General features: G+C 42.7%; 15 protein-coding genes. 11 read left to right on the top strand and 4 right to left on the bottom strand.

Going from position 1 to position 16,841, the window contains the following annotated elements:
- Window positions 1-225 precede the first annotated feature (225 nt).
- On the bottom strand, window positions 226-3,021 hold the full coding sequence (locus CXF83_RS15525) for an insulinase family protein (protein WP_443019113.1): 2,796 nt from the start codon (window positions 3,019-3,021) through the stop codon (window positions 226-228).
- A gap of 399 nt (window positions 3,022-3,420) precedes the next feature.
- Between CXF83_RS15525 and sixA the strand changes: the two genes are divergently transcribed.
- Window positions 3,421-3,891 carry a phosphohistidine phosphatase SixA gene (gene sixA / locus CXF83_RS15520; protein WP_101091480.1) on the top strand — a complete coding sequence of 157 codons (471 nt, stop codon included), beginning with the start codon at window positions 3,421-3,423 and terminating at the stop codon, window positions 3,889-3,891.
- Window positions 3,892-3,986: 95 nt separating this feature from the next.
- On the opposite strand, the gene smrB is transcribed toward sixA, so the two are convergent.
- Complete coding sequence (gene smrB / locus CXF83_RS15515; protein WP_101091481.1) at window positions 3,987-4,517, bottom strand: endonuclease SmrB; 531 nt, start codon at window positions 4,515-4,517, stop codon at window positions 3,987-3,989.
- Between the two features lie 79 nt (window positions 4,518-4,596).
- Here smrB and prmB point away from each other — a divergent pair, with 79 nt between their 5' ends.
- From prmB to CXF83_RS15480, 7 genes are all read left to right on the top strand, one after another.
- Complete coding sequence (prmB, locus tag CXF83_RS15510) at window positions 4,597-5,541, top strand: 50S ribosomal protein L3 N(5)-glutamine methyltransferase (RefSeq protein WP_101091482.1); 945 nt, start codon at window positions 4,597-4,599, stop codon at window positions 5,539-5,541.
- 106 nt (window positions 5,542-5,647) lie between these two features.
- The gene (aroC, locus tag CXF83_RS15505) at window positions 5,648-6,742 is read left to right on the top strand and encodes a chorismate synthase (protein WP_101091483.1); all 1,095 of its coding nucleotides are present in this window, start codon (window positions 5,648-5,650) and stop codon (window positions 6,740-6,742) included.
- Window positions 6,742-7,923 (top strand): MFS transporter, encoded by a 1,182-nt coding sequence (locus CXF83_RS15500; protein WP_101091484.1) that lies wholly within the window; start codon window positions 6,742-6,744, stop codon window positions 7,921-7,923. Before aroC ends, CXF83_RS15500 begins: the two co-directional genes overlap by 1 nt.
- Window positions 7,924-7,970: 47 nt before the next feature.
- Window positions 7,971-9,095, top strand: a complete 1,125-nt coding sequence (locus CXF83_RS15495) for an ATP-NAD kinase family protein (protein WP_101091485.1) — start codon at window positions 7,971-7,973, stop codon at window positions 9,093-9,095.
- An 85-nt stretch (window positions 9,096-9,180) separates the two neighbouring features.
- Window positions 9,181-9,450 (top strand): YfcL family protein, encoded by a 270-nt coding sequence (locus CXF83_RS15490; RefSeq protein WP_101091486.1) that lies wholly within the window; start codon window positions 9,181-9,183, stop codon window positions 9,448-9,450.
- 62 nt (window positions 9,451-9,512) lie between these two features.
- Window positions 9,513-10,058, top strand: a complete 546-nt coding sequence (locus tag CXF83_RS15485) for an RNA methyltransferase (RefSeq protein WP_101091487.1) — start codon at window positions 9,513-9,515, stop codon at window positions 10,056-10,058.
- Between the two features lie 250 nt (window positions 10,059-10,308).
- Window positions 10,309-11,010 (top strand): DUF3313 family protein, encoded by a 702-nt coding sequence (locus tag CXF83_RS15480; protein ID WP_101091488.1) that lies wholly within the window; start codon window positions 10,309-10,311, stop codon window positions 11,008-11,010.
- A 187-nt stretch (window positions 11,011-11,197) separates the two neighbouring features.
- Here CXF83_RS15480 and CXF83_RS15475 read toward each other — a convergent pair whose 3' ends face one another.
- Window positions 11,198-12,118, bottom strand: coding sequence for a LysR substrate-binding domain-containing protein (locus tag CXF83_RS15475; protein ID WP_101091489.1), 921 nt, complete (start codon window positions 12,116-12,118; stop codon window positions 11,198-11,200).
- 108 nt (window positions 12,119-12,226) lie between these two features.
- Here CXF83_RS15475 and CXF83_RS15470 point away from each other — a divergent pair, with 108 nt between their 5' ends.
- The 3 genes from CXF83_RS15470 to CXF83_RS15460 all read left to right on the top strand — a co-directional run bounded on the left by CXF83_RS15470 (window position 12,227) and on the right by CXF83_RS15460 (window position 14,433).
- On the top strand, window positions 12,227-12,673 hold the full coding sequence (locus CXF83_RS15470) for a DoxX family protein (RefSeq protein WP_101091490.1): 447 nt from the start codon (window positions 12,227-12,229) through the stop codon (window positions 12,671-12,673).
- 67 nt (window positions 12,674-12,740) lie between these two features.
- Entirely contained in the window at window positions 12,741-13,715 is a 975-nt protein-coding gene (locus CXF83_RS15465; RefSeq protein ID WP_101091491.1) for a glutathione S-transferase family protein, read from the top strand.
- A gap of 4 nt (window positions 13,716-13,719) precedes the next feature.
- Window positions 13,720-14,433, top strand: coding sequence for a pirin family protein (locus tag CXF83_RS15460; RefSeq protein ID WP_101091492.1), 714 nt, complete (start codon window positions 13,720-13,722; stop codon window positions 14,431-14,433).
- 326 nt (window positions 14,434-14,759) lie between these two features.
- Here the strand turns inward: CXF83_RS15460 and mnmC are convergent, their stop codons facing one another.
- Window positions 14,760-16,640, bottom strand: coding sequence for an FAD-dependent 5-carboxymethylaminomethyl-2-thiouridine(34) oxidoreductase MnmC (gene mnmC, locus CXF83_RS15455; protein ID WP_101091493.1), 1,881 nt, complete (start codon window positions 16,638-16,640; stop codon window positions 14,760-14,762).
- Window positions 16,641-16,841 lie beyond the last annotated feature (201 nt).

Raw genomic sequence — 16,841 nt, 5'->3', positions numbered from 1 at the left:
ACCAATGTCTTAAGGCAACAGTATCTAATGCTCACTTTTTCAGAAAGTGACGTCATTGTCAAAAGTCTTCGTGCATTTCGTAGCTAATTATCATTACTCACATCCTTTCAGTATGATATATGTCCACTTTGTGTTTTTTTATTGTCTAAACGGGTTAACTTTAATGTTTCTCCGTTTAGACATTCCGTTTCTCATCGTTTCACTGTTTACCCAATATGCCGCGCTTTAGTAATCAAATTGTTCAGCTTTGAGTTTGAATGCACGGAGATCTAGGATCATATTATCGGACTTTAGCTGCGCTTGATCTTGATGGGACTCACCCGTGCTAAAGAGGACCAGTCGGTCACAATGTTTAGTCCGCATCTTCTTCATTATAAACTTGATTAAATCAGAGCGAGTTAACGTCTTTATTTGCTCTACAACATTTTCCCTTTGGTTAAAGGCATAGTCTTTGTTACCTATGCTAGACCAGTAACGTTGACTGCGCGTTTTAAGATTCGCATCATGTTCCATGACTTGGTTCACAAGGCCGGTTTTAGTTGATTCCCATTGCTCATTGGTGATTTGTAATATTGCATAGGTAAAATCTGCAATGAACTCGTCTATCGCCTGCAATAGAACCTGTGGTCCAGAGTTCGGTGATTGAATATAAAAAATAATACCAGGGTATCGATTCAGAGGCAGATAACCCGTGCCGACCATATAACCCAACTGTTTTTGCGTTCTTAACTCATGAAAAAACGTAGATGACATAGTGTGGTTTAGCAAGCTAAACAGCGCCATATTTTCTGGTGTCGCAGTATCAGATTGGTAGTAGACAATAATGCCACTGTCTTGATGAGAGGCTGAAACTTCTCTCAACAATGTGCCTTTATTTGAGAGGTCGATAAGCTCCCTTGAAGACTCTGAACTTGGGGAGGTGACCAAGGATAAAATTCTATTAAGCTTACAACCTAAGGCCTTAGCTTCACTTTCCAGCCAGTCGCCATAAACCAAACCTTCTAAATGTATTTTTTCATAGAAACTTTTAACATGTGCATGTAAGTCTTCTAACGTGATCTCTTCAAGTAACTCAGCCATCCGAGCGGGTTCAAAACTGCGCTTTTGCAGCGTTACCGTTAAACTGGTAAATAGCTGGGATATTGGCTTAGCTTGAGTATGATTATACCAGCTGCGTAAGATCTGCTTTTTTATCAATTCAAAGCGGTTCTGAGTAAACTTGCGCTCGCGTGCTTTTTCAATAACAAGTGAGAGCAGTGCTTCTTGTTTGCCAGAAAAACCGGTCAAATGTAAGGTGATCCCACCTTGATGAGGATAAATGTTGTAGCTCAGGCCTGCGACCTCTGCTTGATAGGTATACTCGGTGAGGTAATCAAGCAGCATTTCTACATACAGTCGTGTTAATGCAGCATGTTTGGGTGATGCAGCAGCTTGAGCTGAGTCCAAGGAAAGATAGAGATGCCCTTTGGGCACGTTAAATTCATCATCTTTTTTATGCCAAATTCGATAGCCAGGTTCTTGTGATACCACTAGTGGTACTGGCCCGTTACTTTTATCTGTTCTTGCGACGCAATGGTCAATAATGAACGGGTTAGGCGAGGGTAAGGTGAGTTCGGAGCGCACTTTAGGTGCTAACCAACGAGTGATATCTTCCGTGGCAATTTTACGGATCTGATACGGTGAGTGATACCAAGCGGCTTGTTTATCGGTCTCTAACTCAGGAGCAATAAGTTGTAAGCGCATATTAGTCGGAGTCATCATCGCTAATAACTGCTGGGTTTCGATAACATCAAGACCATCCATGCGGTAATCACCAAAAACCACATCTTCAACATCATAATGATGCATGTTGATGCTCAGATGACTTGCCAAATCCAGTGCCTTAACTTGTTCCTGATATTGAAAAGCAACTTTGAGTAAAGCAGCCCTTTCTTTGTATCGCCAGTCGCTTAACCCTGTCTCTCTGATTAAAGTAATGTACTCAAAAGTACAATCAATAACGTCTTTAAGCTTGTTCAACCCTAGATCTGTAAGTTGGATACTAATATTATAATCTTTGAAATTGTAACCGTTTACACCACCGCCAGCCGATAAGTTGTTGGCTAGTCCTCGTTCTTTTAAATAGGAGAGCAAGCTACCTTTGCCTTCGTAACCTAGAAGGTGACTAATAAATGTCAAAGGCTTACGCTTATAAAAGCGTTCAAGCGCAGGCAAAGCAAACGTAATCGCAATTCGTCGCTGTTCTTTGAGAGGAACGATGTTGATTTTTGCTTGTAATTGTTCTGCTAGATAAATTGGGGTATCTGGATATTGAGTAGGTTCTGGATGGTGGGTAATCGCAGCAAAATAAGTGTGAGCAAGCTTGGCCAAATCATCCAAAGAGGTGGGAGCCACAATGCATAATGTCATAATGTTAGCACTGTACTTTTCGTTATAAAAAGCGATTAACTCCTCTCTCAAGTTTTGTTGTTCGCCAGCCAATGTTTCTAGGTTACCCACTGAAAACTTGGAAAAGGGATGAGCCGGGTTAACCGTTTCTTTTTGCACCTGATAGACGCGTCGAATATCGTCTTTTAACTTCATACTGAATTCAGATTCGATAGCATGACGCTCGCGATCAACTAACGCTACATCAAATAATGGTGCGATGAAAAATTGACTAAAACGGTCGAGCGAAGCTTCAAATTGTGCGGCGTTGATGCTATAAAAAAAATTAGTGTGCTCAGTGCCAGTCCAGGCATTATTACTTCCGCCATGCTGGTTGATAAAGGCTGAGTATTCTCCTGAGTCAGGGAATTTTTCAGTACCAAGAAAAAGCATATGTTCAAGAAAATGTGCCATACCAGGACGAGCAACCGGGTCGTCAAAATGACCTACGGCCACAGCCATTGATGCTGCCGCTTCTGTTGACTGGAGGTCTTCAACCAATAATACCGATAACCCATTTTCTAAGGTGATATTACGGTACTTGCGATGGTCATTTGGGCTGGTGATAACTTTTTTGTTTTTTGGCAAAAGCATGGCTCCAATTGATCGAACAGCATCTAACCTAGATACTTACTTTAGTAATCACTTGTCGATAAAGCACGTAAAAAACCAATTTACATCTCTTGGTCGGCTTGTGGGATTGAGTCGATAGGCTAGCGATGTAAATGATTCTAGGTTGCTGTAATAATGTAACTTGCCATTATTTCTACTTATCTTCAAACACAAGATCTCCAAACGGTAAAATAATCTGTCGTTTGGCTGATTTTGGTTCAATTTGATGTTCAATTAACCTTTTGACTCTTTTATGGTTAGTATCTTAAAATCACCACAAGTTATATTCGACTAATTAATAACTAAAAAACGGTATGTTGCTGTTAAGATTCAGACTACAATTAGTTAATAAGAATAAAAAGTTGGGAGTAGCAAAGCGGTATGCAGCTATTTTTAATGCGACATGGTGAAGCGGGCTTTAATGCTCATTCAGATCGAGAACGCACATTAACGGATACTGGTCGCCAGCACACAGGCTTGATGAGTAATTGGCTAGGACAGAGCGTTACTGAGTTTGATTTAGTGCTTGTCAGTCCGTATCTGCGAGCGCAACAAAGTTGGCAAGAAATGCATCAGCATTTTCCTGAACCTCGTCAATGGTTAACATTAGATGAACTGGTACCTTCGGGAGACCCTGCGACAGTTGCGGAAACCGTCCTTGCTTATGCTGAACATTATAAAGCTGAAAATGTATTGGTTTTGGCACATATGCCACTGTTAGGCTATTTGGTGAGTGAGTTGGTACCAGGCTTTGAGCCGCCATTGTTTGCCACTTCAGGTGTTACGCTCATTAATAAGCAAACGACGCAAGCTTCTGTAGAATGGCAATATGCACCTCATATGATCTGCTAGCATCGTTTAGGGTTTAGGAAGGAGTGAGTCCCAAAAGACTCACTTTTTTTGTGTGCGCAGCCTTAGTCTGTATTAATTGCATTGCAAGACTACACTTAACGTCGGTACGGTTGGTCGCCAATATCAATTAACACCAGTAATGCCGCGTCGCCGCCCCATTCTTTAGTCGCTTGATGAAAGGCCTTTATGTGAGGGTGCTGTGCTAACCACATTGGAATATTCTGTTTCAACACCCCCGTACCATGCCCATGCATAATGCAGCAGCAATGGCTTTGCTGTTTAATGCAGGCTTGGATCAAAGCGGCTAGCTCAAGTTTTGCCTCTGATTGGCGTAGACCATGCAAATCCAACAATAGATCTGGCACGTAATCTCCGCGGCGCAGACGTTTTACTTCATAGCTATCAACGTCATCTCTTGCCCACTTCATCGGACCAATTTCGGGCAGTAGTGGTTGATAAGTATCAGAGAAGAAGCTGTCAGCATGTAGCTGTTGCTCTTTTTCCTCAATCACTTTGCGGTCTTTAGGGGCTGATTTAAAGTGGCGTTTGTTTTGCTCAAAAGGTTTCATTCCTTTTGTTTGCTCTGCAAATAGTGCCAAATCATCTTTATCGGTTCTTTTATTCATAAGGGTATTTTATTGAATCCGATGCCATATGAATAGAGTTCAGTTACAATGAGTCGGAATTAAAATGTTGGAGTGAATTTTGGATAAGATTTTTGTTGATGAAGCCGTTACTGAATTAAGAACAATTGGTGATATGTTACGCTGGGGTGTCAGTCGTTTTAATGATGCAAATATTTATTACGGACACGGTACCGACAATGCGTGGGACGAAGCCATTGCTTTGGTTTTTCATGCGTTGCATTTACCAGAAGAGCTCGGCCAACAAGTCATTCACTCTAATCTGACTATTAGCGAAAAACATAAAATTGTTGAACTCATTATTCGCCGTGTCAAAGAGCGTTTACCTGTTCCATATCTAACAAATAAAGTGATGTTTGCGGGTCTAGAATTTTATGTTGATGAGCGGGTATTAGTTCCTCGTTCGCCAATTGCTGAGTTAATCGCTAACCGTTTCAGCCCTTGGTTATATAACAAACAAGTTAATCGCGTAATGGACTTGTGTACAGGCAGTGCGTGCATCGCCATCGCTTGTGCTTACGAATTTGAAAATGCTGAAGTCGATGCGTTAGACATCAGCGAAGATGCCTTAGACGTGGCGCAGATTAATATTGAAACTCTTGGGGTTATGGACCGGGTGTTCCCAATGGAATCTGATCTGTTTTCTGCCATCCCTAAAGGCCCACACTACGACTTAATCGTCTCTAATCCTCCTTATGTTGATGCCGAAGATATCGGTGATATGCCGGATGAATATCATCATGAGCCTGAAATTGGTCTTGCTTCTGGTCGTGACGGTTTAGATCTCACCAAGCGTATCCTTGCCAATGCAGCTGATTATTTGACGGAAGATGGCCTGCTGGTGGTTGAAGTGGGTAATTCAATGGTGCATTTAATCGCGCTATTCCCTGATGTGCCATTCACATGGGTAAGTTTTGAAAATGGCGGAGACGGTGTTTTCATTTTAACGCGTGATCAACTTGTTGAGAATGAATCATTATTTGTTATCTATAAAGATAGTGAATAATAGAAACTAGCCACAATGCTGGTTGTATTGTGGCCATTTAATTTGTGTATCTACTTTTTAGTTGTAGATGCTCGTTTAATTTGCGTAATTGAGGTGTAGAAAGCGGATGTCGGGAAACAGTATTGGTCAAAATTTTGTAGTCACTACATTTGGTGAGAGCCACGGAGTTGCCTTAGGTTGTATTATTGATGGTTGCCCTCCTGGGATTGAGTTAAATGAAGCGGATATGCAGCATGATCTTGACCGCCGTCGCCCAGGGACCTCTCGCTATACCACCGCTCGTCGTGAGGCGGATGAAGTGCGCATTTTATCTGGCGTGTTTGAAGGTCAAACAACGGGGACTTCAATCGGTCTGTTGATTGAAAACACTGATCAGCGCAGTAAAGATTACTCGAATATTAAAGACTTGTTTCGTCCTGGGCACGCCGATTATACCTATCAACAAAAGTATGGTTTAAGAGATTACCGTGGTGGTGGTCGCTCTTCTGCGCGTGAAACAGCAATGCGAGTCGCTGCTGGTGCTGTGGCCAAAAAATACCTAAAGAAAGTTCATGGTATTGAGATAAATGGCTATTTGTCACAACTGGGTCCAATCAAAGCAGAGTCTGTTGATTTTGCCGAAATTGAGAAAAACGCATTCTTCTTCCCTGATGCGTCGAAGCTTGTGGCTTTAGACGAATACATGCGCGATCTTAAAAAAAGTGGTGATTCAATAGGCGCTAAAGTGACGGTGGTCGCCACGGGCGTTCCTGTTGGCTTGGGTGAACCTGTATTTGACCGATTAGACGCTGAAATTGCCCATGCACTCATGGGAATAAATGCTGTCAAAGGTGTTGAGATTGGTGATGGCTTTGAAGTTATCAATCAAAAAGGTTCTGAGCATCGTGATTTAATGTCGCCAGAAGGTTTTGCCTCTAACCATGCGGGTGGCATTTTAGGCGGGATTTCTTCCGGCCAACCTATCGTCGCTCATATTGCGATGAAGCCGACATCAAGCATCAGTGTGCCGGGCGAGAGTATGACTGCCCAAGGTGACATTGCTGAAGTAGTGACCAAAGGTCGACATGATCCTTGTGTGGGCATTCGTGCAGTACCCATCGCAGAAGCAATGTTAGCGATTGTATTAATGGATCACTTACTGCGTCACCGCGCACAAAATATGGATGTGAATAGCAGTACACCTGTCATTGGAATGCGTTAATGTTTCAGCCTAAAAACACAGAGCAGCAATTACGCTGGCTCTGTGCTTGTTATTTCTTTTTCTTCTCTATTCTTGGCGTCATGGTACCTTATTTAGGTGTCTTTTTTGATAGCCGCGGTTTTAATGCTCAAGAGATTGGTTTTTTATTAGCCATCCTCATGGGGACTCGCATTATCGCCCCAAATTTGTGGGCAATAGTGGCTGATAGAACCGGAATGCGCTCTGAGCTAATCAAGATAGGCGCAGGCGCTGCTGCAGTCTCTTACCTCAGTTTTTTCTATGATGGTAGCTTGATGTATCTTGCTATCAGTCTGGCGGTATATACCTTTTTTTGGAACGCTATCCTTGCCCAGTTAGAAGTGATAACACTTGAAACACTGGGGGAGAATACCACCCGTTATGGCGCAATACGGAGTTGGGGCAGTGTTGGCTATATCGTTCTTGTGGTGGGTGGTGGTTTTGCCATCGGTCATTGGGGACCACAGATCCTGCCCTATATTGGTATGGCATTATTTGTCGGTATGCTGGTCAGCGCACTCCCACTACCTGCTAACAGAGCTAAGGTGCAGCGGGATGTTAAACGTCCACCGTTAGTGTTTAATAAAGCCGTTATTTGGTTTCTTATCTCAGCGATGTTATTGCAAATGAGCGCAGGACCTTTCTATGGTTTCTTTGTTCTATATCTCAAGCAAGCGGGATATACCGAAGCCGTTGCGGGTATTTTTGTTGCCTTAGGCGTGGCGGCAGAGATCATTATGTTTATGTATGCGCCGCGACTCCTTGGACGTTTTGGGGTGAAATTTTTACTCTTTATCAGTATTGCGTTAACCGCTGTTCGTTGGTTATTACTTGCGTTTGGGGTCGACAGCTTATTGTGGCTCAGCCTAAGTCAAATATTACATGCGTTCACTTTTGGGTTAACCCACGCCGCTTCAATTCAGTTTGTACATAAGCATTTTGATATCAGTCGGCGTAGCCAAGGGCAGGCGCTCTATGCCAGCTTGAGCTTTGGTGTTGGCGGTGCATTGGGTACTTGGTTATGTGGAATAATATGGGGTGACGGCTCAGGCGCAGTAACAACGTGGATTTTTGCTGCATTCTGCGCCGTGCTTTCAATGATTGCAGTGTTATTTATTCCGTCATCGCAGCGCCCGCCGGCTAGATCGGTCACTACGGCCTAAACAGCTAATGAGTCCGTCTCTAACTGCTTTTAAATGGAGTCAATGAAGTGAGCAGGTTTCGTCTTGGTTTAATTATTAATCCACTTGCGGGTTTAGGTGGCAGTGTTGCTTTAAAAGGCAGCGATGGTGTGGCTGACTTAGCTATCGCTAAAGGCGCAGTCCCTAAATCACAGTTGCGAATGCAACAAGCTCTGCAAGTCATTTTACCCTATAAAAATCAGCTTGAGATCATCACCGCATCAGGTGATATGGGCGAATCGTTAGCCCGTAAAATGGGGTTTAATGTGCGTGTTGTCTATCATGCGCCCGCGCTCACAGCGGCGCAAGATACTCAATTGGTCGTTGAGAAGCTGCTGAGTGAAACACTCGATTTGCTTTTATTTGCAGGGGGGGACGGCACTGCAAGGGATATTTTTGCCATCGCTGACGATAATATCCCAGTGTTAGGTGTGCCCGCTGGGGTGAAGATTCATTCAGGGGTTTACGGGATAACGCCCCATGCATCAGGCGTGGTGGTCAAGATGTTGTTAGAGGGTGAATTAGTCAGCCTGATGTGCGCTGATGTGATGGATATCGATGAAGTTGCCTTTAGAACCGGCGTAGTCAAAGCCAAGCGATTTGGTGAAATGCTGGTTCCCGCTGAGCCGCGTTATGTTCAAGCGGTAAAAATGGGTGGCATAGAAACCGACGAACTCGTGCTGGCCGATATTGCTGCTGAAGCGATTGAACTCATGGAAGATGATGTCATTGTTATAGGCTCTGGCAGCACCGTTGCGGCTGTGATGGAAGAGCTTGGACTCGACAATACCTTATTGGGTGTCGATCTCGTTCAAGCGCGACAATTAGTCGCCAGTGATTTGTCGGCTGATGAATTACTAAAATTAACCGAAAACCAATCAGTTAAGCTATACATTACCCTTATCGGCGGCCAAGGCCACATTTTAGGTCGAGGTAACCAGCAGTTATCCCCCGAGCTAGTAAGACGGGTGGGTAAGAACAATATTGTTATTTTAGCGACAAAAACAAAGTTAAAAGCACTTGAAGGACGACCACTAATTGTGGATAGTGGCGACCCAGAATTAGATAAAGAACTTACAGGCTATTACAAAGTGGTGACCGGCTATCATGATTATGTGATGTATCAGGTTGCGAATCCAGATTTAGTCGAGTAATCACGACTGCAACTACTGAGTCTGTTAACTGTTATTAATTAAATGTTGGAATGATTCCAATAGTTTTGAGTATGTGGAGCCCTCAATGTTAGAGAAGTATGAGCAAACACTTCAGGATTGGATTGAAAGTATTGTTGCTGACGGTGATGATGACGCCTTATTCGCAAGCGGATATCTTCAAGGCCATTTTGCCGTTGTGTTATCGAAGTTAGAAGCCGAACATGATCAAGGTGCACAAGCACTCGAATCTAAAATGGCTGATTGTCTAGCACTTGCTAGAGAAGAGCTCGATGATAACGACTATGCATTGGTTAACGATGCTTGGTTACAGCTAAGCTGCAAGTTAGCGGCTTAACGTGTTAGGTGTTATGCCGTGGTCTTATTGCGGCAGTTAGTTTTTCGATTGAGTGATCAAGTATGAGTAGCAAACGATATAGCGCGATAGGGTTAGTGAATCCTAAAAGTCCAACCAATGTCGGGGGCGTAATGCGCGCTGCAGGATGTTATGAAGCCGAGGATGTTTTTTATACTGGCAAACGTTACCCATTGGCAGCCAGCAACGGCAATTCGCAATATAATACTGATACGCAAGCCGCTAGCGAAATCATAGCGCTAACAGGCGTAGAGTCTTTAATTGATGCTGTAGAGCCTGATGTCAGCATTGTGTGCGTTGATCTTGTAGAGGGGGCAATACCACTGCCTTCATTTGAACATCCAGAAAAAGCGCTTTATATTTTTGGACCAGAAGACGGCACTATTAATCAGCAACTTATCAATAGAGCTGACGCAGTAGTGTATGTGCCGACTGTCGGCTGCATGAACCTAGCGGCTTCAGTTAACGTGCTGCTTTATGACCGACTATCAAAGTCAAAAGCGATGATCATCGGTGATGATTTGATCCGCTCTAGTCGTGACAAAAATAATCGTATTAAAGTTAAGCGTAGTTTCAATTTCCCCAAGTGATTAACGCTTTGAAGCTTACGCGCGCTGCTAAAGGTGCGTAGGTTACAAGACTGCGTCAATTAAAGGCCACTTTAAAAAGTGGCCTTTTTTATTTAGTCAATTGCAGCTTTAGTAAATGTTAATGAGCGTTGCAGGCTGTTTTGGTGAAGTGCTTGCTCTGAAAATAAAAAATTGTGCCGATTACTTAATTGACGTATAGACCATCGCTACTCATATTTACTAGGACCATTTTAATTAAAGGATTGATTCAATGCGACTATTAAGACAACAACAAACCGTATTGCTGGCGCTATTGATAGGACTAGTAGGCTGCTCCTCAGCGCCTCCTTCAATGCAATCGGGGCCTGATGCACAAGTGACTAAAGAGGGCTTGGTTAAAATTGACAACTCGGTGTTAGATATCTCTTTCGCTAGGCCAAATGTCGATTGGAGTCAATATCGAACACTGTATTTTAAACCCGCCACGGTGACTAATGATCATCCGACTGATTATACACAGCCACGTATCGACCGAAGAGCTGATGGGCTTAATGCAACCTACGATCTGCCTGATGAAGCCCTCAAAAGAATGTCCGCTGAATTTGCGACAATGGTTGTCAGTGTGTTCAATGAAGATCAGCCGTTTGAGCTTGTTGATAAAGCAGGACCAGATACCTTAGTCATTGAAGTTGCGGTAACCGATATTCGGCTGAGTGCACCGATAGAGTCTTCAAGACGAAGCTATAACTCAATGGGAAAAACCTATACTCAAAACTCAGGCTCCATGATGTTACTGGCAATGATTAAAGACGGACAGACCGGCGAAGTGTTAGCAAAAGCGGCTGATCGGGCTGAGGGTTTTGACCAGTGGCAACTAAACACCCAAGTATTTAACTGGGGGGATGTTAAAACGGTTTATCGTCGCTGGGTCAATGACTTTAAAAATGCTTTGATGGCAGCAGGGGCTAACTAGCATCGCAACACTGGCAGAGGCTAAATGACATTATTAGAGCCACTGCAGTAGTTTGACCGCAGGTCATTGGAACCATTTAGTCTGAGGGTAACTCACTTTAGCCGCTTTCTTTGTTAGAGCTGTTACTCTTAGCATTCCTGATATGGGTCATTTACTCATTTTTATTAATGCTCTAATTAAATGTCGGCTAATTTAGTGGATCTTCGGTAAAAAATACATCGTTTTTCAGTGCCTTTATTTTTTCCACAAACCAGGCTAGTGCCTTGCCTTTATTCTCTTTTCGCCATGCTGCACACATGTCATGATTTCTGTTGTCAGGTTTTTCCAGCGTTAACGCCACCAATTGTCCGCTCTTTAATTGTTGCTGTATACGATGAACAGGCAAATAGCCGACTCCTAAGCCAAGTAGCTGAACTTCTATTTTTTGGTCAATACTGGGCACCGTAATACGCGGCTGGCCATCGAGTAAGCCTGCTGAACGTGCTGCTAGCTCTCTTGAACTATCTGCAACCACCACTGAGGGATATTTTTTAATCACTGTATTACTTAAAGGTTGTTGCTCTTGGCAAAGAGGGTGATCTTTAGCGACTGCAAAAATAAACTCAATGTCACCTATCGGATGAATATTAAAACTGTTGTCACGAGCAGTGCCCGCAGCACCAATAACGAGATCACATCGCCCCGCACTTAGCGCATCCCAGGTACCACCAAATACCTCTTCAGTGACTTTAATATCTATCCATGGGTGCGAAATCTGAAATTGTGCAATCAGTGAATAGATCGGCTGAAAGTGTAAAATACTATCGACAGCGATGCGTAACTCTAACTCCCAACCACTGGCACTCTGTTTAGCCATGTAGGTGAGTTCATCGGTGGCCTGTAAAATAAGTCGGCCCTGTTCAACAATTAAGTTGCCTACGGCAGTTAATTCCGCCTTGCGTTTACTGCGATCAAACAGCGCAATATCTAAATCCTCTTCAAGCTTATTGACGGTATAAGAGATCGCTGAAGGCACACGAAATAATTCATCGGCGGCAGCTGCAAAACTTTTTTTACGTTCAATGGCATCAAGCACCTTTAATGCATCTAGTGTGATAGGAGAATTCATTAGTTCAATCCTTTTGAATTGGTTGGTCAGTTATTACCGTTATTCATTCTTTTGGCTATTAAATATAATAGCTCCAACATTCAAAAACAATGAACTGAAGAGAATAAAATGTCTACATTACTACTGAATAAATTAACTACATCTAACCCGCACTGGTCATCGTTAGTATTGCGAATTCCAGTCGGTCTTATCTTTATGGCTCACGGTGCACAAAAATTATTCGCTTGGTTTGGTGGATATGGCCTAGAGGGTACGGGTCAGTGGATGGAATCAATTGGATTAGGCCCTGGTTATTTAATGGCATTAATGGCTGGCAGCGCAGAATTTTTTGGTGGGTTACTCCTCATTATCGGCTTGCTAACGCGGCCTACTGCACTTGTTTTAGCGTTTACCATGATCGTTGCTATTTTGACAGTGCATTTAGAAAACGGTTTATTTATGAGCAACAACGGTTACGAATTCGGCTTATCGTTAATTATCATTAGTCTTGCATTAATGTTGCAAGGTGGCGGACGTTTATCACTCGATAATATTATTGCCGACCGCACTCAATAGTATTGCTAATTAATACATCATTATTATACGCCCGGCACAGGGCTCTTTATAAACAGTGGAGTAAATCATGGGTTTAATCGTCAATGGTAAGTGGGTCGATCAATGGTATGACACAGAAAGTAGTAAAGGTGAATTTCAGCGTCAGGAGAGTCGCTTTAGACACACTATTTCAGCTGACGGCCCTTTTAAGCCTGAAGCCGGACGCTATCATCTGTATGTATCGCTGGCATGTCCTTGGGCACACCGCACGCTTATTTTCCGTCAATTAAAACAACTACAAGATATTATTACTGTCAGCGTGGTTAGGCCTGAAATGAGAGAAAATGGTTGGGAGTTTGGCGATGCGGATAGTGAATATACGGATTCACTGTTTGAAAGTGAATTTATGTATGAACTCTATTTAAAAGCTGCACCCGATTATCAAGGCCGCGTAACAGTGCCTGTTTTATGGGACAAACAAACTAATAAAATCGTTAACAACGAATCAAGTGAGATCATACGCATCTTTAATACTGCTTTTAACGACTTAACAGGTAATACAGATGATTATTACCCAGCAGCGTTACATAGTGAAATTGATACGATTAATGAGCGAATTTATCACCAAATAAATAATGGTGTATACCGTGCCGGTTTTGCAACCACTCAAGCGGCTTATGAAGCAGCTTACGATGAACTTTTTACAAGTTTAGACTGGCTCGAGGGGCACCTTGGTGAACACCGTTATTTGGTGGGCGAGTCTTTAACTGAAGCTGATTGGCGTTTATTTACTACCTTGCTTCGTTTTGATGCAGTTTACCATGGCCATTTTAAATGTAACCGTAACCGATTAAGTGAATTTCATAATATTAGCAATTACGTACGAGAGCTTTACCAGTTTGGGTCTGTGGCAGAAACAGTGGATTTGCCTTATACAAAAATTCATTACTACGCGAGCCATGACACCATTAACCCAACGTTGATTGTGCCAAAAGGGCCAGAGTTAGACTTCACTGTCAAGCATGATAGAGAAGCGCTTTCAACAAATAGTCAACGAGGATAACAACATGATTAAACATTACCCTTTTGATGAACTAGGTAAAGCGAGTCATGGTTGGTTAACCTCTAGCCACCACTTTAGTTTTGCAGATTATTACAATCCTGCGCGTATGGGGTTTGGTACGCTGAGAGTGATTAATGATGATTGGGTTAAACCAAACACAGGCTTCCCAACACATGCACACCGTAATATGGAAATTATTAGCTTTATTCGCAGTGGCGCCATCACACATAAAGATAGTAAAGGTAATAAGGGGCTAACACCTGTAGGTGAAGTTCAGGTGATGAGTGCTGGGACTGGCATCAGTCATTCTGAATATAACTTAAGCAAAGAGCCACTGACTTTTTACCAGATTTGGATTGAGCCTAATAAACATAATGTAGAACCTCGATGGGAAAGTAACCTCTATTCTAAGGACGGTGATAATAACGAGCTACCACTAATAGTCTCGGGCTACCCTGAAGATAAAAACGAAGCATTATACATAAACCAACTTGCCCGAATTTATGGGGGGAAACTGAAAAAAGGTGTTCAATATATTCAAAATATTGATCATCAAATGTATGTGTTAGCATCATCCGGGAAAATTAAAGTGAGCGATAACCAAACGTCTATAGTGATGCATAAAGGCGACGGAGCAGAGGTTACGGAGCAAAAGCTAATCACGATTGAGGTACTAGAGGACAGTGAGTTCATTTTGATCGATTCTCCTGCTCATTAAGCTGATTCCGAGAGGTGAGAGCGATCCATTCAGTTCTCAGCAAATTTTATTCAACTTGCTTACCTTTCGCAGCAAGATTTGAATTACTCATCGCTTGTTGTAGCCCTGTCATCGCACCTAATCAGAATCGAGAGGCGTTATACTCAAGGTCATACGAACGTTAAACCTTGAAGCTAAAATACAACTCGTTTTTGTCTAGAAATGTCTGGTACTTTATGACTTAGCTTATGGTTGTTGATGAAGTCTAGATTGTTTAGGGAAGACTGTCTTTCTTCCCAACATAAACATTTTTTCAAATGTTAAACTCGGATCGCAGATAGGCTCATTTATTCTGAGCCGCTCTCTACGGATTTCCCCTTCAACAGTTTACGCATCCACATTCTGTTTGGGTTTAACAGTGCGATGAAGTCAGTGCTTATTGGCATCACTTCTCCACAAATTTGAGCGGCTAGCGCTTCAGCCGCTAAAAGACCTGAACTTAATCCTCTAGAGCCCAATCCGCCTAATAAATAGAGTCCGTTATGAACGGGGGCGGCATTACTTTGCCAAAATTTTCTACTTTCTGGTGTGAGCTGATGTTTATCGTAGAGCGCCATAATGGCCTCTAGATCGGGAACGGGCCCCATCATCGGTGCGTGATCGCGAGTTACCATCCGCACGCCGACTCGGGCGCTGTGCTTGGATATATCGATATCACGATTCCAGTCCTTATTTAAATAACTCTGTTGGATCTTGTGTAAGTTATCAACTTGCTCTTGCGGACTATAATCCAAATTGGCAGCATCTTTGATATAACTGGCGCCTAAACAATGTAGGGCGTCATTCATCGGGGTCATATAGCCATTAGCACACAAAACCGTGCTTAGTTTAGACAATTTTGCTCTCGTTGGCGCATGGCTGACTTGACCTCTAAACCCGGTAACTTGTAGATGCTTAGTCTGTTCAAACCGAGTGAGTGACTTACCGTTGGCTACCACCACTGTTTTGTATGGGCCTAAACGTTGTTTATTACTGACTAAAAACCAGCCAGCATCACTTTTTTCAAGTGCTGTTATTTGGGTGTTTAAATGGATTGATACATCCGATAATCGGCTTGCTTGTTCAAGTGATGCTCTGCAGAGGTCTTGTGGCGCAACCCAACCGCCTAATGGATAGAATATTCCAGTTTCGTCAATGTCTATACCAGCTAGCTCACTCGATTGCTGTGCAGTAACGGCGTGTGCAATATTAACGCACCAATGGTGACCGTTAACAATTTTCAGCACCCGTTTTCTGCTACGCTCATCATGACCTGTGTGCAACACACCACAAAGATCAAAGTCGATTGCATGATTTTGATTGGAGAGTGAAGCTAATCGATGCAAGCTAAAAAGATAGGCCTGTTGAAAATACTGACTTAAGGTATTGTTATCAGGCGTGAGTAGTGGATAAATAGCCCCTTGTCTGTTGCCTGATGCAGCTTGGGCTAAATCACTGTCTTCACAAAATACTGCGGTTTTTTGTTTACGCTCAGCGAGCGACAACACTAAGCTTGCGCAAGCAATGCCGCCGCCAATGACAGCTATTTCATCAGCGCTATTGACTGCATGAATAGGATAGGGGGCTTGTTGACTTAATTGTTGTGCTCTAAGTGCTTGACGCTCCATCAGAGGCACATTATCGGTGTTGCTTGAATTTAAACCGTTAAAACCGACCAATTGACTCAGTTTGTATAGTTCTTGTTGAATATCGACCGGTAACTTATCTGAGATTAAGCAATCGCAGCTATCGTTACTGTGTTTGGCCATTTGCCAGAAGAGGGTCTCTTCAATGCTGTGTAAATTGATTGCGGCGGCGCAAATCCAATGCGCTATTAAATGTGTGCTGCTAACGGAGATCTGACGTAATTGCTGTTCATAATGACCAAGATGAAAATCAATGATTAGGGCACCTTGGTTTAATTTGACACGCTGACAACCTTCGATAGCCACAAGCTGAGTTTCGGGACGAGTCTGCAACAGATCTCTACATGCTTGCGATGCAAATAGTTGCTCAATATGCTCATCAATAGCGCAAAATATTTTAACTGTTAACCTGGATTTTGATGCAGATTGATACTCAATGAGATCCGTTATTGTGCTTACTGAGTCCAATCCGAGTATGGCTATGACGGCGTCTTTAGTGTTTTTAATGGCTAAGATAGACTGAATAATTTTACTCACTGTCATGATTACGTCTTTAATGTTAAATTAAACCCTCATAAAAACAGGGTAGGATTTGCTGAACTAGGGTTAAATTGTACATTTTAATCCTACAATTTAGGCAAGGATTTTACTCAATATCCCATATTAGGCATTATTTTTGTGTTCTTTATGGAAAGCTGACCACTTAAATGGAATAAAAGCGCTACCATTGGCTCAGCAAAATGG

The organism is Shewanella sp. Choline-02u-19, from assembly GCF_002836205.1.
Lineage (GTDB): Bacteria > Pseudomonadota > Gammaproteobacteria > Enterobacterales > Shewanellaceae > Shewanella.
Note: the sequence above shows the minus strand (reverse complement) of the source record. Positions and strands in the feature narration are given on the sequence as shown.